The following is a 23,485-nucleotide window of genomic DNA, read 5'->3' as shown; positions in this document are numbered from 1 at the left end:
GTCGCCTCGGTGCGCGGCGCGCCTCAGTCGAGCGGCACGCCGAGCCTGCGGGCCTCTTCGAGCAGCCCGGCGCGCGCCGCCGCCACGTCCACCAGCGGATCGCTGCGCGCCCGCTGCACCTCGGCCGCGTCGTAGGGCACGTGGTCGGCGGGCAGCGAGGCCGCCGCCAGCGTGGACAGCACCCAGTTGGTCACGTCGGCCACCTGCCGGTCGTTCAGGCCCGAGCCCATCACCCCGGGCACGCGGATCACGAACTCGCGCCCGCCCGGCAGGCGCAGGAAATGGCCCAGCTGCCGCATGTCGGGCACGTTGCCGATGCGCGACCCCGCGCCGTCCAGCCCGTGGCAGCCGGCGCAATGCACGACGTACTGGCTGCGCACGCTGGTGGTCACGGCCACCGATTCGGCCTGCGCGCGAGGCACGGCCTGGCGACCCAGCGACTGCGCCTGCAGCACGGACGCGCCGCCCGCCAGGAGCAGCGCCAGTGCGAACCCACGCAGCCGCATCACCGGAGCCGGGGCGCGGTGCCCGTCGTCACGCCACGCCGGCGATGATGGCCGTCGTGCAATGGAACATCGGGCTGGTGTTGGCCATGCACCAGTTGATGTCGTTGTGCACGCCGAGCCGGTAGCCCGGGCGCTCACGCTCGTTGTTGTTGCACAGGCATTCGCCGCACGAGCCCTTGCCGCAGCAGTCGTTGTAGGACACCAGGTACTGGCGGCCGTCCTGCGGGTTCAGGCAGGTGCCGATCCAGCTGACCTTGGAGGCCTCGGTGCCCGGCGGGCACTGCGTCAGCGACCCGCCGCAACAGGTGCACAGGTAGCCGTCGAAGGCGCAGTAACGCCAGTACTCGCACTGCAGCGGGTCCTCGCGCGGATCGGGCTTGACGGCCTTCTTGCGTGGCGATGGTTCCGCGGCATGGGCGGCCCCGGACGGCTGTCCGCTGCGGTCGAACGGCAGCATCGGCAGCACGGCGCCCCCGACCAGCGCCACGCCCAGGCGCGCGAGCAGGCTGCGCCGCCCGTGCCGGTGCGCGACCTGGCGCACACCACGCTCGGCGTGGCGGTCGATCAGCTTGAAGAGCCAGCGCATGAAACGTCCTCCGTGGATGGCGACGACGGGAATGCCGCGCAGCTCAGGCCGCCGCCGACGTGCCGCTCAGGTACTGCTGGATCGTCGGGACGCCCATCTCGTGGGCGTTGAGCAGGCTGTCGAACTGCTCGCGCGAGTTGACCAGGCCCTTCGCCGCCACCACGCCCTGCGCGTCCAGCAGCACCGCATAGGGCAGCCGCGAGACGCGATAGCTCATGCCCAGCTCGGTCGACAGCACGTAGGGCATCGCATCCAGTCCGTATTCGCGCACGAATCTCTGGTGTGCCGGCGCCTCGCCGTCGCTGGCCAGCACGATGCGCAGTCGGCGGCCTTCGTCGCGCAGCAGCGCCTTGAGCACCGGGATCAGCTTCTTGCACACCGGACAGGTCGGCGAGAGGAAGAACAGCAGCGTCGGCCCGCCCTGGACACCGCCGACGGAGACCGGCTCGGATTGCAGGCTGGTCAACGCGAAGCTCGGCGACGGCGCGCCGACCGGCGGACCGGCGTCGGTGACCAGCGCCCCCATCGGCGCCACCCGCTCGTAGAGGATGCCCACCTGGCGCGACAGCGCCCAGAGCATCACGCCGAGCGCCAGCACGGCGGCCCACAACAGGACAACGGAGACCGTCAAGGCATTCATGAGGAAGAGCTCCCGAACAGAGATCGAACACCGCGCCTGCCGGCCCGGTGGCGCAGCAGCTGATTCATCGCCGCATACAGCAGGGCGGCCAGCGCCGTGGCGGCAACGACCACCGCCATGTCGACGCCGGCCATCGGCCGCGCGCCCAGGCCCGAGGCGGCGAACAGCGCCAGCGTGGCCAGCCCGAGGTTGCGCAGCACCAGCGCCCACGACACCGGCAGCGGCTCGCCGCCGCAACCGCAATCGAGCACCTGTCCGCGCCAGCGGTGGTAACCCATCGCGCCGGCGTAGAGCAGCAGCAGCCCGGCCGCGAGCCCCGCGCCGAGCGGTCGCCACGGACCGGCCATCAGCAGCAGCGCCGTCGACAGTTCGAGCAGCGGCAGCAGCCGGGCCAGCGCGGGCAGCCCGCCGGCCGGCACCCCATAGACCGAGAGCTGCTGCTCGAACAGCGCGAGGTCGGCCCACTTGGCGAGGGCCGCATGCGCGAACAGCACGGCCAGCGCCGCGGCGGCAATCCACACCGGCAGCGGATCGAAGGACAGCGGCGGAAACGGCATGGTGCAGCGGCCCGGGCTCAGTCGTGCGATTCGAGGTGGATCGCCGCCTCGCCGGCCCGGGCCACGGTGCTGATCGGCGTCAGCTTGCCGCGCTCGCCCCAGCCCCAGACGCGCAGGGCGCCCTTCTCGCCGTCCAGCGCCTGCAACCGCTCGCCGTTGCGCGAGAAGGTCAGCGACACGCTGCCGTGTCCCGGTGCGCTGGCCACGCGCGTGCCGGCCGCCATGTCGAACATCCACAGCCGTCGCGCCGGACGCTTGTGAGAGCCCTCGCTGCCCTTGTCGTGCATCGCCACCACCAGCCAGCGGCCGGACGGGTCGATGGCGAACGGCTGGTAGCCGCCGGGCCGCCAGCCGGCGCGCTGGCCGGCGGCGCCGACCAGCGGCCGCGCGGACTTGACCACGGCCACCGCGCCACCCAGGTCCACCTCGGTCAGCACGCCCTTGAAGGACACGAACCAGTAGTGGTCGCCCCGCTGCTCGGCGTGGTGGAACCAGGGGTCGGCGTCGGCATCGAAGACGGCCTCGCCGATCTGGCGGTCGCTGACCTGGCCGCTGTCGTCGAGCGTGACGGTGGCCAGCTTGCCGTCGCCGCACAGCATCGAGAAGCGGCTGCCGTGGCTGGCCGCTGGCAGGATGCCCCAGCAGCCCGGTGTCGGCACCTCGGACACCACCTTGCGTTGCTGCAGGTCGACCACCGTGATCGACGTCGCCGGGGTGGCGTTCTGCACCAGCACGAAGCGGCCGTTGCCGCTGGCCCGCACCAGGCCTCGATAATTCAGCGCCTGCGCTCGCTTGGCCGGCAGCGCGATCTCGTACTTGAACGCCAGGCTCTCGGTGTCGTGCACCTCCAGCACGTCCACGCGCTCGCCGCGCGAGCCGCGGCTCAGGTAAGTGGTGGCGACGTACAGCTCGTCGGCGTTCGCGCTGAGCGTGAAGTTGCCGACGTAGCCGGTCGACACCATGCCCAGGAAGCGGCCGTGCCGCGCGTCGAACACCCGGATGCGGCCATCGGAGATGTGGCTCACGGCGACATCGGCCACGTACACGCGTTCCGTCGCCGATGCAGCGATCGGCCCGGTCGACAGCGTCTCGACCGGCAGCTCGGCCGGCCGCGGGCGGGCCGGGGACACCGGCGCCGCGGTCGCCTGGACGCCGAGCGCCAGCCCGGCCGCGCAGGCCGCGACCCGCGCGCATGCACCGACCTGCCGGTGAATCCTCCGCATCCTGGGCCTCCCGTCCGCCCTCTCTTCCGGCTCGCCGGCGTCGCCTATCGACACCGCGACCCTGTGTCGAGCGTTCGGCGGCAGTCTCCATCGCGCCGGGGCCTCGAACTATCACGCTTCGGCAAGAACGCGGCGGCGTGACCGCCGGCTCGGGAAAACCCTCCGCGGCGACGGCGCGCTTGACGCTCGAATCCAGCTTTCGGCCCAGCGCATCGCCGCGCACGCACCGACGGGCCGCCACGCAAAGGACCTCCGCTCATGCCCCTGCCCACCGCCTTCTTCCACGACGAACGCTGCCTCTGGCACAGCACCATGGGCGGCTTCGCCCTGATCGCGCCGGTGGGCGGCTGGGTGCAGCCGCCGGCCGGCGCGGGGCTGGCCGAATCGCCCGAATCGAAGCGGCGCATGGTGTCGCTGATGCAGGTCTCCGGGCTCGCGGACAAGGTCCACCTGCGCAGTGCGCCGATGGCCACCGAAGAGGACCTGCAGCGCGTCCATCCGACGGCCTACCTGGAGCGCTTCAAGGCACTGTCCGACCAGGGCGGCGGCGAGATCGGCCTCTACGCACCCTTCGGACCGGGCAGCTACGAGATCGCCAGGCAGTCGGCCGGCCTCGCGCTGCATGCGGTCGACGCGGTGCTCTCGGGCGCCCACCGCAACGCCTATTCGATGTCGCGCCCGCCCGGCCACCACTGCCTCGCCGACATGCCGATGGGCTTCTGCCTGCTCGCCAACATCCCGATCGCGATCGAGGCCGCGCGCGCGCGCCACGGCGTGAAGCGCATCGCGGTGCTGGACTGGGACGTGCACCACGGCAACGGCACGCAGTCGATCTTCTACGAGCGCGACGACGTGCTGACCGTGTCGCTGCACCAGGAAGGCTGCTTCCCGGTCGGCTACAGCGGTGCGCCCGACCGCGGCCAGGGCCGCGGCCTCGGCTACAACGTCAACGTGCCGCTGCTGCCGGGCGGCGGGCACGACGCCTACCTCTACGCGATGGAGCGCATCGTGACGCCGGCGATCGACCGCTACCGGCCCGAACTCATCATCGTGGCCAGCGGCTTCGACGCGAACGGCGTCGATCCGCTGGCGCGCATGCTGCTGCACAGCGAGTCCTATCGCCAGCTGGCCGAGCGGGTGATGGCGCTGGCCGACCGCCACTGCGGCGGCCGGCTGGTGGTGGTGCACGAGGGCGGCTACTCGGAGGCCTGTGTCCCGTTCTGCGGCCACGCGGTGGTGGAAACGCTGGCCGGCGAACGCCTGGGCGTCGAGGACCCGTTCCTGCCCTTCACCGGCGGCCAGCAGCCCAACGAACGCTACGCCGCCTTCCAGCGCGGCCTGATCGACGAGATGGCAGCCGAGTTCGGCTTCTGACCGCCCGCAGGGCCGGCAGCAGCGCTGCCGCGCCCGGCCGCGGCGTCAGGCGGCGGCGATCGTCTCGGTGCGGGCCGAGCCGTCGCGCGCCGGCAGCGGGCAGCTGTCGTCGACCAGCTGCGCCACCTTGAGGATGCGCCCCAGGCCCAGCGCCATCGCGCTCCACAGCAGCAACTCGGTGATCTGCTCGTCGCTGAAGTGGCGCTGCAAGTCCTCGAAATGCTCGGCCGTGACCTGGTGATGGTCGTTGCCGAAGTGCGTGGCAAAGCGCACCACCGCGCGCTCCGCCGGCGTCAGCGTGCTGGCGTCGATGCCGGGAAGCGCGGCGACGTCGGCCTCGCCGACCTCGGCGGTGTAGCGCACCGCCAGGCACAGCTGGCACTGCGTGCCGTTGGCGATCGCGAGCCGCGCGAGCTCGGTGATGCGGGGGCCCAGCTTGTTGTCGAACCAGATGCCGAAGTAGTACGGAAAGAAGCGCTCCGCATGCTCGGGCGCATTGCCCAGCAGCCCCATGTAGCGCTCGAAATGCGGCATGAACAGCGGGTCGACGCGCGGGTACAGGTCGTCCGCGATCTTGCGCATGTAGGGCGAGAGCGCTTCCTTCTCGACGGTGCTGATCAACATGGGCGGGCCTCCGGTGGGCCGCACCGGACAGTCGGTGCGGCATGCGCGGCCATGCTAGCCAGCACGGCGGCCGCCGCCTTGGCCGCACATGACCCGCCACTTGGCCAGGGCTGACATCACCGGCGCTGCGGGGCACTGCGGATTGCGGCGCGCGGCGCGGCGCTCCTATGATGGTCCGCACCCACCCCGGCCGTCGGCCGCCGTGAGCAGGAGACTCGAAGTGGACAGGCAGATCTCATCGCTGGTCGATCGCTGGGAGGACCCCGCCGTCTGGTCGACGGAGCGCGTGGCCCCGAGCAAGCAGTTCGACTGCTGGCGCGACTTCGTCATCGACGCCCACCTGCACTGGTCGATCCGGCCGATCCGCTGCGAGCGCTTCCCGGCCTTCATCCGCCAGGGCCGCTTCGACGGCTTTCGCGTCACGCACCTCACCTCCGCCCAGGGCGGCATCGTCGGCACGCGCGGTGCGCGCGAGATGGCGCAGGACAGCGAGGCGCTCTACAACCTGATCTACATCGCCGAGGGGTCGATCTGCCTGGCGATCGATGGCGAGGAACTCACGCTGAACCCGGGCAGCTTCGCGCTCTGGGACAGCGCACGCCCGATGACCTTCATCACCGGCGCGGGCCTGCGGCAGATCACCCTCGCGGTGCCGCAGCGCGAACTGCAGCTCGCGCTGCCGCGCGCCGGCGAGTTCGTCGGCCGCCGCTTCGCGGCCACCAGCGGCCTCAGCCGGCTGTTCGTCGACCACCTCATCTCGCTCGACGCGCGCTTCGGCGAGCTGCCGCGCGGCAACGCGGGCCACGTGCTGCATGCCAGCGTGGAATTGCTGGCCTCCACGCTGAGCGCGCAGGCCGAGCCCTGCGCCGGACGCAGCGGGAAGATCGTGTTGCAAGGGGTGATGGCCTACATCGACCGCCACCTCGACGATCCGGAACTCGACACACGCCGCGTCGCGAGCGACTGCGGCATCACCGAGCGGCATCTGCACCGACTGTTCGAACGCGCCGACACCACGGCGGCAGCCTGGATACGGCGACAGCGGCTGGACCGCTGCCGCCAGGACCTGCGCGCGGCCGAGACCGCGCACCTCAGCATCACGCAGATCGCCTACCGCTGGGGTTTCGGCGACTCCAGCAGCTTCAGCAAGATCTTCAAGCGCGAGTTCGCCAGCAGCCCGAAGGACTACCGCGCCGCCGGCGGCTTCTCCAGCCAGGCCCGTCGTGCCTCCAGCGGCTGGGCCACGTAGGCGCGCATCGCGCTCACGCTGCCATCGGACAGCATGGTCTCGAGGAAGCGTTCGCCCTCGAGCTTCAGGCCGGCCGCCAAACTGGTGTCCGAACCCTCGTAGACCGCGCGCTTGGCCATCGCCATCGCGAACGGCGGCGTGAGCGCCATCTCGTGGGCGATCTGCTGCGCGCGCCGCAGGGCGTCGTCGGCGAGTTCGTGCACCAGCCCCATCTCCAGCGCCACCGCGGGCTCCACGATGCGCCCGCGCAGGATGAACTCGATGGCGCGGCCGGCACCGATCAGCCGCGACAGGCGCTGCGTGCCACTGCCGCCCGGCAGGATGCCGAGCTTGACCTCGGGCAGGCCGTAGCGGAAATCGCCGCGCTGGGCGATGCGCAGGTCGCAGGCCAGGCACAGCTCGAAGCCGCCGCCCATCGCGTCGCCGTTCATCGCCACGATGACCGGCTTGGGCAGGTCGCGCAGCCCCAGCAGCAGCGCGTGGTAGCCGTCGTTCAACGCCGTGCCGGCCTGCCGCATGGCCGCGCGGTCTTCGGCATAGGACAGCAGCTCCTCGACGCTGTAGTGCGTGATGAAGCGGCCGGCCATGCCGCCCGACAGCACCACCGCCTTGACGGCGGGGTCGCGCCAGGATTCGACCAGCGCGCCGAGTTCGGCCGCGCCCTCGGCGCAGAAGTAGTTCATCGGCGGGTTGCGGTAGATCGCGGTGACGACGCCGTCGTCCAGGGTGCAGGTCCAGAGGGACATCGGAGGACTCCTTCTACGAACAGAGGCCGGCATGCGCCGGGTCGGACACGGGCGCGCGGGCGCGCCTCAGAACGCCACCTTGGCCACGCCCTTGAGCTGCAGGATCTCGCGTGCCTCGGCCGGCGTGGCGATCTCCAGACCCAGGCCTTCGAGGATGCCGCGCACGCGGCGCACCTGGTCGGCGTTCGAGCGTGCGAGCTGGCCCTTGCCGATCCACAGGCTGTCTTCCAGGCCGACACGCACGTTGCCGCCCATCGCCGCGGCCATGGCGGCGATCTTCATCTGGCTGGCGCCCGCGCCCAGCACCGACCAGCGGTAGTCGTCGCCGAACAGCCGGTCCGCCGTGCGCTTCATGTGCATCACGTCGTCCGGGTGCGTGCCGATGCCGCCCAGGATGCCGAACACGGTCTGCACGAAGAACGGCGCCTTCACCAGGCCGCGCTCGACGAAGTGCGCGAGGTTGTAGAGGTGCGCGGTGTCGTAGCACTCGAACTCATAGCGCGTCTCGTTGGCCGAGAGCTCGGTCAGCACGGTCTCCAGGTCGCCGTAGGTGTTGCGGAAGATCAGGTCCTTGCTGCCCTCGAGATAGGGCCGCTCCCAGTCGTGCTTGAACTCCTTGAAGCGCTTGAGCATCGGGAACAGGCCGAAGTTCATCGTGCCCATGTTCATCGAGGCCACCTCGGGCTTGAGCACCTTGGCCGGCTGCATGCGCTCCTGCACCGTCATGTAGGGCGACCCGCCGGTGGTGAGGTTGACGACCGCGTCGCAGCGCGCCTTGATCGTCTTCAGGAAGGGCGTGAAGGCCTCGGGCCGCTGGTCGGGCTTGCCGGTCGCGGGGTCGCGCGCGTGCAGGTGGATGATGGCGGCGCCGGCCTCGGCGGCGGCGATCGACGACTCGGCGATCTCCTCGGCCGTGACCGGCAGGTAGGGCGACATCGACGGCGTGTGGACCGCGCCGGTGACGGCGCAGCTGATGATGACCTTCTTCTGCTGGAACATGGACCTCTCCTGCGGGACGCGATGCGCCGCGCCCGGTCGAGCGCGTCGACCGACTCTCGCACAGCGAGCGGGAGGCAGGCTTCTAGGGAACTACCCTGCACCGCGGCGAGCCAACTCGCGCGGCGCGACGGCCCCCCGGCGCAGGCTCAGCCGTAGGTCGACGGGCGCGGGGCCGCGCCGCGTCGTGCGCGTTTCTCGTGGGCTCCGGAGGCCCCGCCCCTGCGATCCCGGCGCGTCCTGCGGGCACCGAAGTACACGGCCGCAGCGGCCACCGCGATGGCGATCAGGCCGATCAGCTCCAGCATCGCCTCGCCGGCCGGCGGTCGATCGTCGGCGACCCGCTGGCTCGTCTCCGCGTGCTGCCTGGAGGCGCCTGCGACGGGCGGGCCGGGGTGGGCTTGAGGGGCACTGTTCTGCATGACGCGCAGTGTAGGAAGCGCGCCGGCCCGCTTCGGGCGGCGTTACACCGGAGCGTCGGCGGGTGCGGAATTTTCCCGCGCCGGCGCGACGCTTCGGCACACCAGCAGCACTTCGTCGACACCGGCCGTCGGGATCATGCCGGGCACGAAGTGCAGTTCGTTCTGGAAGCGCAGGCCGAGCGGCATCAGCACTTTGTTGTACCACCACAGGGCCCGCTCGCGATGGTGAGCGAGCCACCACATGCCCAGTTCGACCAGCCGCGACGACGGTGGCTGCATGCCGAACACCGCGCTGCGCTCCACCTGCAGATGGTGCTGCGCCAGCTTGGCCAGCAGACGGTCGGGCTCGTAGCGCCGCTTGTGGCCCACGAAATCGTCGAACGGGGTCCATTGCTCGGGATGCAGCGGCGTCGAGATCAGCACCGCCGCACCGGGCTTCGCGACCCGTGACAGCTCCGACAGCGCGCCATCCTCGTCGTCCACGTGCTCGATGATGTCGAGGGCGCATACCAGGTCGAAGGTGGCCGCCGCGAACGGCAGGGCCGTCACCTCGCCGAACGCGACCTGCGCGCCGCGATCGCGCAGCTTGCCGAGTGCCGGGCCGCTGATGTCGACGAACTGCGTGCCCTCGATCGGCAGGCGCGGCCGCAATCCGGGCGCCACCTCGAGCCGTCGCTCCGCCGAAGGCCCCAGCGATTGCACGAGCGGCCAGGTGTTGAAGCGTCGCGGCTCGACCAGCCGGGCGCCGGACCAGAGCGAGTCGTAGAAGCGGCGATTGAGGTCGACGAGTTCGCGGTCGCCGGGTGCCTGCGCAGGCGGGGTCTGCATCGTCGCACCAATGTAGCAGCCGCGTTCCGCGCCTCGATGGCCGGCGCGTCCCGAAGCAAAAGAGAAGCCGGCGGTGGCACCTCGGTGCCACCGCCGGCTGGCGTGCTGATCGCGTGAGCTCAGATCAGATCAGAGCGCCGCGTCCTTGAGCTTCTTCAGCGCACGGGTCTTGATCTTGACCGTGGCGGGCTTGGCCGCGAACACGCGTTCCTGCTTGGTGAAGGGGTCGATGCCGGTGCGCTTCTTCTTGGCCGCCACGTTGATCACGTTGACCTTCAGGAGACCGGGCAAGGTGAACGAACCCAGGCCCTTCTTGTGCACCGAGGCCAGGATGGTGGCTTCGAGCGAGGCGATCACGGCCTTCACGGCCTTGGCATCGACCGCAGCGGCTTGTGCCAGGTGGGCGATCAGGCCGGTCTTGTTGAGCGCCGTCTTGATGGGCTTCAGCGGGCCAGCCGCAGCCTTCGCCGGAGCGGCGGCCTTGACGGCCTTCTTCGCGGGAGCAGCCTTCTTGGCCGCAGCGGTCTTCTTGATCGGGGTCTTGGTCGCGGTCTTCTTAGCAGTTGCCATGGGGTCTTCGGATACCGGGAGTTGAGAAATCATGCGCCCGCGACGCGGGCCGGCGGATTCTAGGGGCCTGCATCGATGTCCGGCCTCTCGTGCCCGCAGACAAGGAGGCCGCCCCGAACCGCGCCGATCCCTCAGGTCGCCAGCTTGAAGACGCTCACCACCGACGCCAGCTTCGAAGCCTGCTGCTTCAGGCTGTCGGCGGCGGCGGCGCTCTCTTCCACCAGGGCCGCGTTCTGCTGGGTGGCCTGGTCGAGTTGCGACACTGCGGTGCTGACCTGCCCGATGCCGGTGGTCTGCTCGATGGTGGCCGCGCCGATCTCCGAGATGAGGTCGGACACGCGCTTCACCTGGACCACGATGTCGTCCATCGAGGTCCGCGCATCGCCGACCAGGCGGGTGCCCGCCTCGACCTTCTCGACGCTGGCCCCGATGAGCTCCTTGATCTCCTTGGCGGCGCTGGCGCTGCGCTGCGCCAGGTTGCGCACCTCGCTCGCCACCACCGCGAAGCCGCGGCCCTGCTCGCCGGCGCGGGCCGCTTCCACCGCGGCGTTCAGCGCCAGGATGTTGGTCTGGAAGGCGATGCCGTCGATCACGCCGATGATGTCGGCGATCTGCCGCGAGCTGGCGGTGATGTCGTCCATCGTCGACACCACCTGGCCGACCACCTGGCCGCCCTTCTCCGCCGCGCCGCTGGCGGAGCCGGCGAGCTGGATGGCCTGGCGCGCGGTGTCGGCATTGGCCTTCACCGTCGCGTTCATCTGTTCCATCGAGGCCGCGGTCTCCTGCAGGCTGGCGGCCTGCTGTTCGGTGCGGTGCGACAGGTCGGCATTGCCGGTGGCGATCTGGGCGCTGCCGGTGGCGATGCTGTCGCTGCTGGTGCGGACGCTGCCGACGATGTTCACCAGGCTGTCGTTCATCGACTTGAGCGCGGCCAGCAGCTTGCCGGTCTCGTCACGCGCACTGTCGTCGATGGTGGAGCGCAGGTCGCCGGCCGCGACGGTCTGGGCCACTTCCATCGCCCGGTTGATGGGCGTCACGATGGCGCGGGTGATGACCCAGGCCAGCACGGCCGCCAGCGCCGCCGCCGCCACGCAGGCGGCCAGCATCATGTTGCGGTTGGCGGCCGACGCAGCGTCGGCGCGCGCCACGTCGCGCTTGGCCACGTCCACGCTGAGATCGATGAACTGGTTGGCCGACTTCACCAGCGCCGACAGCAGCGGGCGGCAGTCGGCGTTCATCTTCGTCACCGCCTCGTCACGCCGGCCCTGCAGCGCGAGCCCGACGATGTCGAGCGCCACCGGGCCGTAGCGCGACTCCACACCGTCGAGCGTGGCGAACATCTTGCGTTCCTCCTCGCTCACGCCGGTCATCGAAGCGAGCGCCGTCCGCAGACGGGTCATCGATTCGCCGACCTTCTTGTGCGCCGCCGTCACGGCCGCCTTCTCGATCTCGCGGTCCGCCGGCGCGCTGACCAGCACCAGGTTGCGCGCGCTGATGGCGCGGGCGTTCGCCGCGTCGAGCACGTCGTTGGCCATCGTGATGCGGACGGCGGTCTGGTCCACGTAGTGGGTGAACGACTGGTGCTCGCTGGCCAGGGCTCGGATGGCCACGCCCGACACCACGAGCACCACGGCCGTGAGGAGGGCGAAGGCGGTTGCCAGCTTGTGCTTGACGGAAAGGTTTCTGAAGGACATGGGGCTCTCCGCAACGGGGGTGACTAACGATACGGCTGTGGTGGCATGGCGATGGGCAGAGGTGGCGGGTGTCGAACCGTCATCTTTGAACGACTCTCTCATCCTGAAATGTCCCGACGGGAATGGCTCTCGTTCAGCCGCACAGGGCACCAAGCGAGTGCCGCCCCACGACTTTTCACACGGTCACGCCGGCGACCGGCGCCTCGCGTTCGGCCAGCCAGGCCTCGAAGGCGGGCACCGGCATCGGCCGCCCGAACAGGTAGCCCTGCAGTTCGTCGCAGCGCGCCTCGCGCAGCAGCGCCGCCGCACGCGGCTCCTCCACGCCCTCGGCCACCACCTGCAGGCCGAGCGCATGGCCCAGGCCGATGATGGCCATCGTGATGGCCCGATCCGTCGGATCGGCCAGCATGTCATGCACGAACGAGCGGTCGATCTTCAGCTTGTCGATCGGGAATCGGTTCAGGTAGGCGAGGCTCGAGTAGCCGGTGCCGAAGTCATCGATCGCGAGCCCGACGCCCAGGTCGCGCAGCGTGTGCATCTGGCGCAGGTTGCGCTCGGCGTCGTCCATCACCATCGATTCGGTGAGTTCGAGCTCCAGCACACCGGGCGGCACACCGTGCCGCAGCAGGCTGGCGCGCACCAGGTCGGTCAGGCCGTCGTCTCGCAGCTGGCGGGCCGACAGGTTGATCGACACGCCGAACGACGGCAGGCCTTGCGCGCGCCACGCGGCCACCTGCCGGCAGGCCTCTTCGATGACCCAGGCACCGATCGGCACGATCAGCCCGGTCTCCTCCGCCAGCGGGATGAAGTGCGCCGGAGAGACCAGGCCGCGCTGCGGGTGCTGCCAGCGCAGCAGGCCTTCCACGCCCAGCAGCACGCCGCCGGCCGCGCTCACGCGCGGCTGCCAGTGCAGCTCGAACTGGCCGAGCTCGAGCGCGCGCCGTAGGTCGGCGTCGAGCTGCATGCGCGACTCCGCGCGCTGCGTCATCTCGGCGGTGAAGAACTCGGCGGCGTCCTTGCCGCCGGCCTTGGCCTGGTACATCGCCGTGTCGGCATGCTTCATCAGCTCGTCGATGTCGGTCGCGTCGTCCGGGAAGACGGCGATGCCCACGCTGCACGAGACATGCAGCTCGGCGCCCTCCACCAGGTGCGGCTGGCGGATCAGCGGGATCAGCCGCTGGTCGACGATGTGCGTGACCTCGTCGATGTGCTGCACGCCGTTGAGCACGATCACGAACTCGTCGCCGCCCAGCCGGCTGACGGTGTCGCCGGCGCGCACCGCTTCCACCAGGCGCCGCGCCACCGAGCGCAGCAGCCCGTCGCCGATGTGGTGGCCGAGCGAGTCGTTGATGTCCTTGAACCGGTCGAGGTCGATGAACATCACCGCCACCTGCTGCCCGCTGCGCTGTGCCTGCTGCACGGCCATGCGCAGCCGCTCGGTGCACAGCGAGCGGTTCGGCAGCTCGGTGAGCACGTCGTGGTCGGCCAGGAAGCGGATGCGCTGCTCGCTCTTCTTGCGGTCGCTGATGTCGATCGACGTGAAGATGTAGTGCGAGATGTCGCCCTGCGACTGCCGCACGGCGTTCACCATCAGCCAGGCCGGGTACTCGCTGCCGTTGCGGCGGCGCACCTGCAGCTCGCCCTGCCAGGTGCCGCGGTTCGACACGCTCTGCCAGAACGCGGCGCTCTGTTCGTCGGTCTGCTCCACGGCCAGCATCAGCGACGGCTTCTCGCCCACCACCTCCTGCAGCTCGTAGCCGGTGTGGCGCGAGAACGCCTGGTTGGCGGTCAGGATGCGGCGCTGCGCATCGACGATCAGGATGCCTTCGCTGGAGGCCTCGAACACCTTGGCCCACAGCTCGAGCCGCCGCTCCATCAGCTTGAGGTGGTTGATCGGGGCAAAGGCGGTCAGCACCGCGTCCTGGCCCTGGTAGCGCACGCGCCGGGCCGACAGCACCGCCCAGGCCGGCTCGGTCCCGGCGCCCCAGCGAACCTCGAATTCGTCGACTGCGCCGCGATCGGCCAGCTGCTGGAAGAAGCGCGCCCGCACCGACGAATCGAGACCGTGCTTCCACGGATCGGCGCGATGACCAGCCAGCCAGGCCTCGGCGGGTGGGTTGGCGTGCAGCACCTCGTGCCCCGGCACCGAGGTCACGACCAGCGGGATCGGCGTGGCCTCCACCAGCGCGCGCTGGGCCTCCGCGGCGCGGGCGCTCGCGGCCAGTTCCTTCTGCGTCTCGCGTTCCTGATCGAGCTGCGCGAGCATGCCGTTGAAGCCCACGACCAGGCGGCCGATCTCGTCGCTGCTGCTCCACTGCGCGCGCAGGCTGTGGTCGCCGGTGCGCCGCACGGTGTCGGTCACCTCGGCCAGATGCCGCAGCGGCATGGCGATCTGCCGGGCCACGAAGTAGACGATCGCGAGGATCGCGCACAGCAGGGCCAGCGCGGTGCCGAGGTGGATCCACATGCGGTGGTAGAGGCTCGCGACACGCGCGTCGAGCAACCCGTCCATCGCGCCACCGGCCACCGCCCAGGCGACCTGCAGCTCGCGCACCAGTCCGGCTTGCGCCACGTGCACGCCGGCCAGCGACTGCGGCGTGGCGCCGCTGTCGAACAGCAGGCGCGCGCTGCGCCGGTAGGCCTCCAGTGCGGCCTGCAGCTTCGACTGGGCCGGCTGGAGCTGGGCCTTCAGCGCCGGTCCGCCGGCGGCGTAGGCCTCGCTGTGGTCGGTGTCGATGCCCTGGCGGGTCGCGTCGAGCTTGCCTTCGAGGATGAGGTACTGCGTGCGGGCCTCGGCCAGGCCGGCCCCCGCGCTGACCTGGGCCGCCAGCTGCGCGCCGATGCCGTCGATGGTCTCGAGCAGCTCCGGGTAGCGCAGGACGATCAGCGACATCGTGTAGTAGCTGTCGAGGTCGGGGTCCAGGATCAGGTTGGACTGGTTGCCGACCCGCGTGATCAGGTCGCGCCCGCGCGCCAGCACGTCCGACTGCGCCTTGCCGCGGTCGCCCGGTCCGGCCGTGGCCAGCACACCGTAGGCGGTGGCCAGCGCGAGGCTCGGCTCCTCGCTCTGCATGCCCGCACCGTGCTGCCGCTCGGCGAGCGCCAGCGCCGCCCGGTGGTCCGTGCGTGCCGCCGCCCCGCTCGCGTCCGGCCCCAGGGCGGCCTCGATCAGGCCATCGCGCATGCCCGCGATGTAGGCGTTGCCGGCGATCTCCTTGCGTGCGAAGTCGATCGCGATGAACTTCTCGTTGATCAGGATGCTGCTGACGAAGATCACCGCCGTGAGGTCCAGCAGGTAGATCAGCATCAGCTTGCGGCCGACGCTCAGACGGGCCAGCAGGCGACTGAAGGGATGGGAGATCGTCATGGGCAAGGGTCGGGAAGGCGGTCCGGTGCGCCCGCTCCAGTGGCACCGGTAGCGCACTCGGGTCTCTTCGGCAGAAGCCGGATCAACTTGACCCGCTCAGGCCCTCCGCGACGCGGCCGCGTGGCCGCCGTCCTTCACCGGCCCAGCTGGGCGTGCGCCTTCTCGATGAGGACCCGGGCCTCGTCGCGGCGCCCGGCATCGGCGATCTGCCGGCCGGCCCGAGCAGGGGCCTGCATGGCCCGCTCCAGGTAGACCAGCGCGTCGGCCGGTCGCTTCTGCTCGAGCAGGAACTCGCCATAGAAGAAGTTCGGGTCGATGCCCTGGGGGTTGAGCTTCAGCGCGGACTGCATCAGCTCGTCGGCCTTCTTCTTGTCGCCGAAGCCGATCGGCCAGCCCGGCACCTTGTAGTAGAGGACGCCGAGGCTGTTGTAGGCCGAGCCGTCGAGGGCCTCCGGGTTGATCTTGATCGCCTGCTCGTACAGGCCCTTGGCCTGCTTGACGAGACCGAGCGCGCCCAGGCCGCCCTTCTCGCCGGCCAGCGAACTCACGACGATGCCCTCCCAGACCAGCGGTTCGCTGCGCCCCGGGTGGGCCTCGCTGAACTGGTGCGCCTTCGCGACCAGGGCCTCGTAGCGCTTCTCGCGCTCCTTCGGCGGCGTCTGGTAGCGCGTCACCTCCCACTCGTGCTGGACCTCGCTGACGGCGTCCTCCACGGGGCCGGCGCGCAGCAGCGGCGCATGGAGGGCGAGCACGAGGCCGGCCATCAGGAACAGGGGGGAGCGAGCAAGCATCTGGGTTCTCCTTGGATCTTCAGGGTTCAGGCGCCCGACAGCGCCAGTCGGTGCGGCTTGAAGGCGCCGTCGAGCGCCGCCGGCGCCAGGCCGTTCACGCACACCGCCAGCTTCTCGGGCAACCCGAGGAAGCGCTCGGCCGCGCCGTCGCGCAGCAGTTGCAGCAGCGCGGCCGCCACGTCGTCCGGGTGGTCGACCGTCGCGCCGGTCTTGCGGTTGTAGGCCTCGACCTCCGGCGCATTGAAGCCGGTCTCGGTGACGCGGGGCCCGAGGTACTGCACCCGCACCGGCGTGCCGGTCAGCTCGCGCCGCAGCGCCTCGCTGAAGCCCCGCAGGCCGAACTTGGTGGCGCTGTAGACCGAGAAGCCCGGCAGCGCCAGCCGCCCGAGCACCGAACCCACGTTGAGCACCGCCGCGCTGCGCTGCGCCAGCAGCCCCGGCAACAGGGCGCGCGTCAGCAGCATCGGTGCCACCAGGTTGGTCGTCACCGCCTGCAGGATGTGCGCATCGTCCAGCGCGTCCAGGCGCCCGAAGCTCGCCACACCGGCGTTATTGACGAGCACGTTCGCGCGACGCGCCAGCGCCACGCGCCGCACCGCCTCGACGCCGGCGCTGGTGGTGAGGTCCGCGGCCAGCACCTCGACGCGCCGCGGCGCGTCGGGGTGGGTCTCGAGCGTGCGCGCCAGGGCTGCCAGCCGGCCGGCATCGCGGCCGACGAGCAGCAGCCGCGCACCGGCTCCGGACAGGGCGCGCGCCACGGCCGCGCCGATGCCGCCCGAGGCGCCAGTGAGCACCACGCTGCAGCCCTTGAGTTCGAGGCCCATCACGCGGCCCGGGCCGTGGCTGGGACCGCGGCGGCTGTGACGCGCGGCAGCGGCAGGCTGCGGAACACGTCGCCGTAGAGGCGGTAGAAGGCGCGGGCGGCGTGCACGATGGCGTCCTGGTCGGCGCGGTCCTCCAGCCGGTCCATCAGCAGCTCGAAATGCGCGGTGTGCTCCTGGTCGAGCGTGCCGTGCGAACGCAGGTAGCTGAAGGCGGCATCGGGCAGGCGCAGGTTGGCCTGGATGCGATCGGCCGCCATCAGCGCCAGCGAGACGCTGGTGCCCTCGAGCACGTGCACCATGCCGAAGAAGCCGAGCGGGTTGCCGCGCGCGATGGTGTCGTAGGCATAGGCCACCATCACCTCGGTCGCGTGGCCCGGCGTGCCGTGGCGCACGGCCTCCTTGTCGCCGCCGCAGGCCGCGATGTCGTCGAGGATCCATTCGTCGTGACCGCGCTCTTCCTCGACGTACTCGTCCAGCGCGTCGGTCAGCCACGCCGGCCGCGATGAGCCCACGCGCTCGCGGCAGGCCTGCAGCAGCGGCACGGTGTGGCGCACGTGGTGGTAGGCCTGGGTCAGGAAGGCCAGGTAGCTGTCGCGCGAGACCTCGCCGCGCAGGCAGCCCTGGATGATGGGAATGGCGACCAGCCCGTCGCGTTCGGCGGCGGTGTCGCGCAGGAGTCGGGCGTGAAAGCTCATGGAGAGATCGGTTCCGTGATGAAGGTCGAAGGGAGCGGATCGGCCACCAGCGCATCGCAGTGCAATTGCTCGATGGCGGCACGCTGCGGCCGGCCGTTCGCGGTGGCGAGTCCGGAGTCGGTGTCGAAGGCCGCGCGGGCGCGGACCCAGCGGCGCACCCGCGCGTAGTCGGGCAGCCCGGCGTTGGCCGCGTCGATGGCCGCCTGCAGCACGGCATCGGGCAGGTCCGCGCGCAACGGCCACAGCACCGCCGACAGCGCCGGCCGGCCGTCGCCGAACACCACCGCCTGGGCGATCGGCGGCAGGCCGCCCACCGCAGCGCTCTGCAGCGCCGTCTCGACCCATTCGGGCGAGACGTTGCGGCCATAAGCCGTGATCAGCACCTGCTTCTTGCGGCCCTGCACGTGCAGGAAGCCGTCGGCGTCGATCGTGCCGAGGTCGCCGCTCGGCCACCAGTCCGGCGGTGGCGCCTCGCTGCCGAGGTAGCCGAGGAAGGCGCTCCCCGTCACCTCGATCTCGCCGTCGGCGGCGATGCGCAGGCGCGCGTGCGGCAGCGGTCGGCCGGCACTGCCCGGGCGATCGGCACCGGGCAGGTTCAGCGTCTGCACCGACGCCCCTTCCGACAGGCCATAGCCTTCGCAGGCCGGAATGCCGAGCTCGCGTGCCGACTGCAGCAGCGGCGCACCGACCGCGGCACCGCCCACGGCCACCAGCCGCAACGATGCCGGTGCCCGGCGACCGGTGGCCCGCAGCCACATCGTCCACGCCCGCAGCATCTGCGGCAGCAGGATCAGGCTGTGCGGCTGCCAGGACTCGACCGCGGCCTGCAGCTGCGCCGGATCGAAGCGCGACGAGCCGTGCAGGCCGACGCTGGCCAGCGGCACCGCGATGCAGGTGGCCTGGCGCCGGCGCGGCGCCAGCACGCCGGCGATGTTCTCCAGCAGCACCGCGAACGGCAGCACGCTGAGATGGCGGGTGATGTCCAGCGCGGCCGTGGCCTCGCCGATCGCCTGCGCCACCCGGTCCATCGCGGCCTGCCCCAGGCACACGCCCTTCGGTGTGCCGGTGGTGCCGGAGGTGAAGGTGACCTTGGCGGTCCCGGCCGGCATCGCGACCGGCACCGTCGGGAGGCGCAGCGCGGCGATCGGCTCGGCTCCCGGGTCGAAGCGGAGCGGCTCGGACGGCGCACCGGGAAAGCCGGCGGCAGCCGCCGGACGCGTCCACAGGGTATCGACGCCGGCCGCGGCCAGCGCATGCTGCAGCTGACCGCGCGTGAAGAAGCCGGGCAAGGGCACATGCACCACCCCGGCCCTCGCCGCGCCCGCATCGGCCACGAGCCAGGCGATGCCGTTGTCGAACAGCGTCGCCAGCACGCGCGTGCCGCCGGCCCGCAGGGCCTCGGCGGCACGGTCGACGGCCGCCTCGAAGCGCACGGCCGGCCAGGCGTCGGGCTGCCCCGACGCCAGCGTTTCCACGAGATTCATCGGTCGGCGCCCCGCGCCCGCTCGGCCAGTCGACGCATGGCGAGCGGCAGGTGGCCGGCCAGCACGACCGGGTGGTGCTCGTAGTAGCGCCCCCAGTCGTGGGCGGCGTCGCCGAGACGGGCCGGGTCGGCCGGTCCGAGCGCCCTCGGCACCACGCCCATGCGCGTGAACAGGTGGCGCAGCTCCTCGGTGAGGGTGCTGACGACCCATTCGACCTGCAGCCCCGCCAGGTGCTGTGCCAGCCGGAGGATCAGGCGGCGGCCCTCGCCGGCCCGGACGGCGGCCAGGTGACCCACCTCGACGATGCGTTCGCGCGGCGGCTGCGCAGCGCCCACGGCCAGGGCGTGCTCGATCGGTACGTCCAGGTAATGCTCGAGGAACAGCGGCTGCGTCGCGACCCGGTAGCCGGCCGCGGCCAGCACCGGGGCATCGGGATCTGCGCCGTCGCGCAGGCTCACCAGCACCGGGGCGAACTGGCGCACCCGCGCACCGTAGCGCTCGCCGTAGACGCGGCGGATGAACTCCTCGACGCGGGCGCGTCCGGGGTCCCCGACGCCATGCCAGGCGAAATGGGGCACCGGGGCGGCGGTCTCGACGTCCTGCGAGCGGGGACCGGCGGCGAACTGGGCGATGCGCATGAACACTCCTTTGAGGCCCGGATGCTCGCGGCGCCAACTTAAGCCAGCGTTAAGTGGAAGCCGGCCTTACACCTGGTCACCGGCGCTTGCCACATCCGTCACGGCGAACGCCGGGCCGGCCGCGGGCCGATGACCCTGCCATGCCTCCAAGCGGCGCCGGGCTCGCTACACTGCCGCCCGTGCACCGCCTCCTCGCCATCGTCCTGCTCGCCTTGCTGCCCCTCCAGTTCAGCTGGGCGGCGGTGGCGTCCTATTGCGAGCGCGAAGCAGGCGTGGACGCCGCGCACGTGTGCCATCACGAGCACCTGCACCCCGCGAACGCGGTCGCGGACGATGGCTGCCCGGAAGGCGCGGCCACCGGCGCGGGTGATGTCGATTGCGGCCACTGCCACGGCCACTGCACCGGCCTGCTGGGCTTGCCGGAGAGTTTGTCCGGCGACCTGTCGACGGCAACACCCCGCACTTCTGCCGACGAAGCGGGCAGCGCCCATGCGCCGGCCCGACCCGAACGCCCTCAGTGGGCGCCCCTTGCCTGATCGGCAAGGCGGGTCTCTCTTCCTTTTCCTGAAGCCCGTCGACGCCTGAGCGCGTGCCGCTGTCGCGGCCGCCTCCGGCGTGCGGCGTCCGCTGGGTCACCGCTTGCCGATCTCCCGTGGGTTGATTCCTTCAACACTGGAGCATCGGATGGACCGAAGTTCACGAACGAATACCGCCTGGCGCCGGCACGCCGCCGCCGCGCTCGCGGCGCTGCTGGCGGCCGCACCGGCACAGGCCGCGCCGCCCGCCGCCGACCCCCTGGACCTGCGACGGGCCTTCGAGGCGGCCTGGGCACGGCAGCCCGAGTCGCTGTCGCTGCCGTCGCGGCGCGACGCCGCCCGGGCGCAACAGGGCGCCGCGCGGTCCTGGACGCCCGAGCCGGCCGCGCTGGCGCTGTCGAACAAGACCGACCGCCTGAACCGCAATCGGGGTGCACGCGAGCTGGAGGTCGGCGTCGCGGTGCCGCTGTGGCTGCCGGGCGAACGCCGCCGCAGCGGCGCGCTGGCCGACGCCGAGGAGGCGGCCGTCGAGAGCCACACCCTGGCCGCGCAACTGGCCGTGGCGGCCCGCGTGCGCGAGGCCTGGTGGGACTGGCAGCGGGCCCGCCTCGACGCCGACATCGCGGACGGCCAGCTGGCCAGCGCCCGGCGCATCGCCGCCGACGTCGCCCGGCGCACCCAGGCCGGCGATCTGGCGCGGGCCGACCAGCACCAGGCGGACGGCGCCGTCGCCGGCGCCGAATCGGCGCTGGCGCAGGCCCGGGCGGCGCTGGCGGCGGCCCGGCAGCAGCTCAAGGCCGGCACCGGCCTGATGCCGCCGGCCGAGTCGGCCGCCGCGGCCCCGCTGGCCGAACCGGAGCCCGAGTCCGGCCCGACCGCCGAGCCCGAGGCCCATGCCGCGCTGCGCGAGCTGCAGGACCGCACCACGGTGGCCGAGCGCACGGCGCAGCTCGCGGCCACGCAGTCGCGTGCCAATCCGGAGCTGACGCTGGCCGGCACGCGCGAGCGCGGCGCCGATGGCGAGGCCAGCCAGCCGTCGATCACGCTCGGCCTGCGCATCCCCTTCGGCGGCGGCGCGCGCCACGACAGCCGCGTGGCCCGCGCCCGCGCCGAGGCCCTGGAGCTGCAGGCCCGGCTCGCACTGGAGCGCGAGCGGCTGCAGGCCGAGCAGGAGGCGGCTCGCGTGCGCGTCGACGCGGCGCGCAGCCAGCTCGCCGCGACGGAGCGGCGCGCCCGGCTGGCGCGCGAGTCGCGCGGCTACTTCGACCAGTCCTTCCAGCTCGGCGAGACCGACCTGCCGACCCGCCTGCGCATCGAGGCCGAGGCGGCCGACGCCGAACGCCAGGCGGCCCGCACACGCATCGAACTCGCCGCCGCCCTGTCGGCCTGGCGCCAGGCCCTGGGGCTGCTGCCCCGGTGACGCCGCGCCCCCCAACGAACTCCCAGAGGAACCCCATTCCATGACCTCCACCTCCCTGTGGGCCGCGCTCGCCGTCGCGGCCCTCCTCGCCACCGGCGAGGCCGCCCATGCCGGCGAAGGCCACGACCACGGCAGCGAAGCCCCGGCCCCAGCCGGCGCGGCGCTACCCCGTTTCGCGGCCGTCTCCGAGACCTTCGAACTCGTCGGTGTGCTCAACGGCCGCCAGCTCACGCTCTACCTCGACCGCACGGCCGACAACAGCCCTGTGCGCGACGCCGAGATCGCGCTCGAGATCGGCGGCCAGCCCTTCAAGGCCGAGGCGCACGGTGACGCCGAGTACGAGGTCGTGCTGGCCGAGGCGCCCGCGCCGGGCGTCCTGCCGATCACCGCGACGGTGAGCGCCGGCGACGAGCTGGACCTGCTGGCCGGTGAACTCGACCTCCACGCGCCCGCGCACGCCGAGGCTGCGACCGCACACGCCGCCACCGCCTACACCGCCTGGTTCGTCGGCGCCATCGCCGTGCTGGCCCTGCTCGGCTGGGGCATCCAGCGGGTGCTGGGCGGGCGCCGTGTCCGCACCGGAGCGGCCGCATGAAGCGCCCCGCCCTGACGGCCGCATACGCGGCCCTGCTGATCGCCCTGACGGCGTGGGTCTCGATGGCCCGTGCCGGCGAAGGCCACGACCACGGCGACGCGCCCGCGGCGCCCAACGCCAACGGCCCGCAACGACAACCCGATGGCAGCGTGTTCCTGCCCAAGCCGGCGCAGCGCCAGCTGGGCGTGCGGACCGTCGTGAGCGCGGCGGCCGAGCTGCCGCGCACGGTGGAGCTGGGCGGCCGGGTGCTGATGGACCCGAATGCCGGCGGCCGGGTGCAGGCGCTGCACCCCGGCCGCATCGAGCCCGGCCCGCGCGGCCTGCCCCACCCCGGGCAGGCGGTGCGCCGCGGCGAGGTGCTGGCCCATGTGCTGCCGTCGGCCGCACCGATCGAGCGTTCCAACCAGGCCGCGCAGCTGGCCGAGCTGCGCGCCGCCCGGGCCCTGGCCGACAAGCGCGTCGCGCGCCTGCAGGCACTGGCCGACACGGTGCCGCGCAAGGAGATCGAGGCCGCCGAGAGCGAGGCCGCCAGCCTGGCGGCCCGCATCGCGGCGGTGGGCGGCGGCCTGGCGCTGCGCGAGGCGCTGACGGCGCCGGTGGCGGGCGTGATCGCCTCGGCGCATGTGGTGGCCGGCCAGGTGGTCGATGCCCGCGAGCTGGTGTTCGAGATCGTCGACCCGACGCGCCTGCGCATCGAGGCGCTGGCCTTCGATGCCGCCCTCGCCGCGAACATCGGCAGCGCGACGATGGCCGTCGGCGAGCGGCGCGTGCCGCTGGTCTTCGTCGGCGCCGCGCGCAGCCTGCGCGAGCAGGCGCTGCCGCTGGCCTTCCGTGCCGAGGGCGCGGCGCTGGAGGCGCTGGCCGTCGGCCAGCCGGTGCGGGTGTTCGTGCAGACGCGCGACACGGTGCAGGGCATCGCCGTGCCCGTGGCCGCGCTGATGAAGAACGCCGCCAACCAGACCATCGTCTGGGTCAAGACGGCCCCGGAGCGCTTCGAGCCCCGGGCCGTGACCACCGAAGCGCTGGACGGCGTGCACGCCGCGGTGACCTCGGGTCTGAAGCCCGGTGATCGGGTCGCGACGCAAGGCGCGACCCTGATCAACCAGGTCCGCTGAGGGAG

Annotated in this window: 24 protein-coding genes; 6 read left to right on the top strand and 18 right to left on the bottom strand. The window is 72.0% G+C overall.

Features of this window, described 5'->3' with window-relative positions:
* Positions 1-23 precede the first annotated feature (23 nt).
* From C1M51_RS14975 to C1M51_RS14955, 5 genes are read right to left on the bottom strand one after another with little or no spacing between them, the layout of a single operon-like run.
* Positions 24-506 (bottom strand): cytochrome c, encoded by a 483-nt coding sequence (locus tag C1M51_RS14975; protein ID WP_242499788.1) that lies wholly within the window; start codon positions 504-506, stop codon positions 24-26.
* Positions 507-534: 28 nt separating this feature from the next.
* Complete coding sequence (locus C1M51_RS14970) at positions 535-1,092, bottom strand: methylamine dehydrogenase light chain (RefSeq protein ID WP_129450989.1); 558 nt, start codon at positions 1,090-1,092, stop codon at positions 535-537.
* A gap of 43 nt (positions 1,093-1,135) precedes the next feature.
* Positions 1,136-1,732, bottom strand: coding sequence for a methylamine dehydrogenase accessory protein MauD (mauD, locus tag C1M51_RS14965; protein WP_129450987.1), 597 nt, complete (start codon positions 1,730-1,732; stop codon positions 1,136-1,138).
* Positions 1,729-2,289, bottom strand: coding sequence for a MauE/DoxX family redox-associated membrane protein (locus tag C1M51_RS14960; RefSeq protein ID WP_129450985.1), 561 nt, complete (start codon positions 2,287-2,289; stop codon positions 1,729-1,731). Before C1M51_RS14960 ends, mauD begins: the two co-directional genes overlap by 4 nt.
* A 17-nt stretch (positions 2,290-2,306) precedes the next feature.
* Positions 2,307-3,512 carry an amine dehydrogenase large subunit gene (locus C1M51_RS14955; protein WP_129450983.1) on the bottom strand — a complete coding sequence of 402 codons (1,206 nt, stop codon included), beginning with the start codon at positions 3,510-3,512 and terminating at the stop codon, positions 2,307-2,309.
* Positions 3,513-3,770: 258 nt separating this feature from the next.
* On the opposite strand from C1M51_RS14955, the gene C1M51_RS14950 reads away from it, so the two are divergent.
* A complete protein-coding gene (locus C1M51_RS14950) occupies positions 3,771-4,886 on the top strand; it encodes a class II histone deacetylase (protein WP_129450980.1) in 1,116 nt (371 codons plus the stop codon).
* 45 nt (positions 4,887-4,931) lie between these two features.
* On the opposite strand, the gene C1M51_RS14945 is transcribed toward C1M51_RS14950, so the two are convergent.
* Positions 4,932-5,510: a carboxymuconolactone decarboxylase family protein gene (locus C1M51_RS14945; protein WP_129450978.1), complete on the bottom strand. Its 579-nt coding sequence runs from the start codon at positions 5,508-5,510 to the stop codon at positions 4,932-4,934.
* Positions 5,511-5,730: 220 nt separating this feature from the next.
* Between C1M51_RS14945 and C1M51_RS14940 the strand changes: the two genes are divergently transcribed.
* The gene (locus C1M51_RS14940) at positions 5,731-6,759 is read left to right on the top strand and encodes a helix-turn-helix domain-containing protein (protein ID WP_165349703.1); all 1,029 of its coding nucleotides are present in this window, start codon (positions 5,731-5,733) and stop codon (positions 6,757-6,759) included.
* Here C1M51_RS14940 and C1M51_RS14935 read toward each other — a convergent pair.
* The 12 genes from C1M51_RS14935 to C1M51_RS14880 all read right to left on the bottom strand — a co-directional run bounded on the left by C1M51_RS14935 (position 6,696) and on the right by C1M51_RS14880 (position 19,814).
* Entirely contained in the window at positions 6,696-7,505 is an 810-nt protein-coding gene (locus C1M51_RS14935) for an enoyl-CoA hydratase/isomerase family protein (RefSeq protein ID WP_165349702.1), read from the bottom strand. The genes C1M51_RS14940 and C1M51_RS14935 overlap by 64 nt on opposite strands.
* 66 nt (positions 7,506-7,571) lie before the next feature.
* Entirely contained in the window at positions 7,572-8,504 is a 933-nt protein-coding gene (locus C1M51_RS14930) for a 3-keto-5-aminohexanoate cleavage protein (RefSeq protein WP_129450970.1), read from the bottom strand.
* Between the two features lie 146 nt (positions 8,505-8,650).
* The gene (locus C1M51_RS14925; RefSeq protein WP_129450967.1) at positions 8,651-8,923 is read right to left on the bottom strand and encodes a hypothetical protein; all 273 of its coding nucleotides are present in this window, start codon (positions 8,921-8,923) and stop codon (positions 8,651-8,653) included.
* Positions 8,924-8,965: 42 nt separating this feature from the next.
* Entirely contained in the window at positions 8,966-9,751 is a 786-nt protein-coding gene (locus C1M51_RS14920; protein WP_129450964.1) for a class I SAM-dependent methyltransferase, read from the bottom strand.
* A gap of 129 nt (positions 9,752-9,880) precedes the next feature.
* The gene (locus tag C1M51_RS14915; RefSeq protein ID WP_036233274.1) at positions 9,881-10,321 is read right to left on the bottom strand and encodes an HU family DNA-binding protein; all 441 of its coding nucleotides are present in this window, start codon (positions 10,319-10,321) and stop codon (positions 9,881-9,883) included.
* Positions 10,322-10,452: 131 nt separating this feature from the next.
* Positions 10,453-12,015 (bottom strand): methyl-accepting chemotaxis protein, encoded by a 1,563-nt coding sequence (locus C1M51_RS14910; protein ID WP_129450961.1) that lies wholly within the window; start codon positions 12,013-12,015, stop codon positions 10,453-10,455.
* Positions 12,016-12,190: 175 nt separating this feature from the next.
* The gene (locus tag C1M51_RS14905; protein ID WP_129450959.1) at positions 12,191-15,382 is read right to left on the bottom strand and encodes an EAL domain-containing protein; all 3,192 of its coding nucleotides are present in this window, start codon (positions 15,380-15,382) and stop codon (positions 12,191-12,193) included.
* A gap of 134 nt (positions 15,383-15,516) precedes the next feature.
* Positions 15,517-16,173, bottom strand: a complete 657-nt coding sequence (locus C1M51_RS14900) for a hypothetical protein (protein ID WP_193373370.1) — start codon at positions 16,171-16,173, stop codon at positions 15,517-15,519.
* Positions 16,174-16,199: 26 nt separating this feature from the next.
* Positions 16,200-16,997, bottom strand: a complete 798-nt coding sequence (locus C1M51_RS14895; RefSeq protein ID WP_129450957.1) for an SDR family oxidoreductase — start codon at positions 16,995-16,997, stop codon at positions 16,200-16,202.
* On the bottom strand, positions 16,997-17,692 hold the full coding sequence (locus C1M51_RS14890; RefSeq protein WP_129450954.1) for a TenA family transcriptional regulator: 696 nt from the start codon (positions 17,690-17,692) through the stop codon (positions 16,997-16,999). The genes C1M51_RS14895 and C1M51_RS14890 overlap by 1 nt, the downstream gene beginning before the upstream one ends.
* Positions 17,689-19,176: an AMP-binding protein gene (locus C1M51_RS14885; protein ID WP_129450951.1), complete on the bottom strand. Its 1,488-nt coding sequence runs from the start codon at positions 19,174-19,176 to the stop codon at positions 17,689-17,691. Before C1M51_RS14885 ends, C1M51_RS14890 begins: the two co-directional genes overlap by 4 nt.
* Positions 19,173-19,814, bottom strand: a complete 642-nt coding sequence (locus C1M51_RS14880) for a thermostable hemolysin (protein WP_129450949.1) — start codon at positions 19,812-19,814, stop codon at positions 19,173-19,175. Before C1M51_RS14880 ends, C1M51_RS14885 begins: the two co-directional genes overlap by 4 nt.
* 179 nt (positions 19,815-19,993) lie before the next feature.
* Here C1M51_RS14880 and C1M51_RS14875 point away from each other — a divergent pair, with 179 nt between their 5' ends.
* The 4 genes from C1M51_RS14875 to C1M51_RS14860 all read left to right on the top strand — a co-directional run bounded on the left by C1M51_RS14875 (position 19,994) and on the right by C1M51_RS14860 (position 23,480).
* Entirely contained in the window at positions 19,994-20,350 is a 357-nt protein-coding gene (locus C1M51_RS14875) for a hypothetical protein (RefSeq protein ID WP_129450946.1), read from the top strand.
* 148 nt (positions 20,351-20,498) lie between these two features.
* The gene (locus C1M51_RS14870; RefSeq protein ID WP_129450945.1) at positions 20,499-21,770 is read left to right on the top strand and encodes a TolC family protein; all 1,272 of its coding nucleotides are present in this window, start codon (positions 20,499-20,501) and stop codon (positions 21,768-21,770) included.
* A gap of 40 nt (positions 21,771-21,810) precedes the next feature.
* A complete protein-coding gene (locus C1M51_RS14865) occupies positions 21,811-22,365 on the top strand; it encodes a hypothetical protein (protein WP_129450942.1) in 555 nt (184 codons plus the stop codon).
* Positions 22,362-23,480, top strand: coding sequence for an efflux RND transporter periplasmic adaptor subunit (locus tag C1M51_RS14860; RefSeq protein ID WP_129450941.1), 1,119 nt, complete (start codon positions 22,362-22,364; stop codon positions 23,478-23,480). The genes C1M51_RS14865 and C1M51_RS14860 overlap by 4 nt, the downstream gene beginning before the upstream one ends.
* Positions 23,481-23,485 lie beyond the last annotated feature (5 nt).

The organism is Methylibium sp. Pch-M (assembly GCF_004136295.1).
Classification (GTDB): Bacteria; Pseudomonadota; Gammaproteobacteria; order Burkholderiales; family Burkholderiaceae_C; genus Methylibium; species Methylibium petroleiphilum.
Note: the sequence above shows the minus strand (reverse complement) of the source record. Positions and strands in the feature narration are given on the sequence as shown.

Bases quoted from the DNA above. Each gene is read 5' to 3' on its own strand.
- C1M51_RS14955 (WP_129450983.1), bottom strand. From the start codon at position 3,512: ATGCGGAGGATTCACCGGCAGGTCGGTGCATGCGCGCGGGTCGCGGCC.
- C1M51_RS14860 (WP_129450941.1), top strand. From the start codon at position 22,362: ATGAAGCGCCCCGCCCTGACGGCCGCATACGCGGCCCTGCTGATCGCC.
- C1M51_RS14945 (WP_129450978.1), bottom strand. From the start codon at position 5,510: ATGTTGATCAGCACCGTCGAGAAGGAAGCGCTCTCGCCCTACATGCGC.
- C1M51_RS14975 (WP_242499788.1), bottom strand. From the start codon at position 506: ATGCGGCTGCGTGGGTTCGCACTGGCGCTGCTCCTGGCGGGCGGCGCG.
- C1M51_RS14930 (WP_129450970.1), bottom strand. From the start codon at position 8,504: ATGTTCCAGCAGAAGAAGGTCATCATCAGCTGCGCCGTCACCGGCGCG.
- C1M51_RS14935 (WP_165349702.1), bottom strand. From the start codon at position 7,505: ATGTCCCTCTGGACCTGCACCCTGGACGACGGCGTCGTCACCGCGATC.
- mauD (WP_129450987.1), bottom strand. From the start codon at position 1,732: ATGAATGCCTTGACGGTCTCCGTTGTCCTGTTGTGGGCCGCCGTGCTG.
- C1M51_RS14885 (WP_129450951.1), bottom strand. From the start codon at position 19,176: ATGAATCTCGTGGAAACGCTGGCGTCGGGGCAGCCCGACGCCTGGCCG.
- C1M51_RS14910 (WP_129450961.1), bottom strand. From the start codon at position 12,015: ATGTCCTTCAGAAACCTTTCCGTCAAGCACAAGCTGGCAACCGCCTTC.
- C1M51_RS14925 (WP_129450967.1), bottom strand. From the start codon at position 8,923: ATGCAGAACAGTGCCCCTCAAGCCCACCCCGGCCCGCCCGTCGCAGGC.
- C1M51_RS14880 (WP_129450949.1), bottom strand. From the start codon at position 19,814: ATGCGCATCGCCCAGTTCGCCGCCGGTCCCCGCTCGCAGGACGTCGAG.
- C1M51_RS14905 (WP_129450959.1), bottom strand. From the start codon at position 15,382: ATGACGATCTCCCATCCCTTCAGTCGCCTGCTGGCCCGTCTGAGCGTC.
- C1M51_RS14890 (WP_129450954.1), bottom strand. From the start codon at position 17,692: ATGAGCTTTCACGCCCGACTCCTGCGCGACACCGCCGCCGAACGCGAC.
- C1M51_RS14870 (WP_129450945.1), top strand. From the start codon at position 20,499: ATGGACCGAAGTTCACGAACGAATACCGCCTGGCGCCGGCACGCCGCC.
- C1M51_RS14895 (WP_129450957.1), bottom strand. From the start codon at position 16,997: ATGGGCCTCGAACTCAAGGGCTGCAGCGTGGTGCTCACTGGCGCCTCG.
- C1M51_RS14960 (WP_129450985.1), bottom strand. From the start codon at position 2,289: ATGCCGTTTCCGCCGCTGTCCTTCGATCCGCTGCCGGTGTGGATTGCC.
- C1M51_RS14915 (WP_036233274.1), bottom strand. From the start codon at position 10,321: ATGGCAACTGCTAAGAAGACCGCGACCAAGACCCCGATCAAGAAGACC.
- C1M51_RS14900 (WP_193373370.1), bottom strand. From the start codon at position 16,173: ATGCTTGCTCGCTCCCCCCTGTTCCTGATGGCCGGCCTCGTGCTCGCC.
- C1M51_RS14970 (WP_129450989.1), bottom strand. From the start codon at position 1,092: ATGCGCTGGCTCTTCAAGCTGATCGACCGCCACGCCGAGCGTGGTGTG.
- C1M51_RS14865 (WP_129450942.1), top strand. From the start codon at position 21,811: ATGACCTCCACCTCCCTGTGGGCCGCGCTCGCCGTCGCGGCCCTCCTC.
- C1M51_RS14950 (WP_129450980.1), top strand. From the start codon at position 3,771: ATGCCCCTGCCCACCGCCTTCTTCCACGACGAACGCTGCCTCTGGCAC.
- C1M51_RS14920 (WP_129450964.1), bottom strand. From the start codon at position 9,751: ATGCAGACCCCGCCTGCGCAGGCACCCGGCGACCGCGAACTCGTCGAC.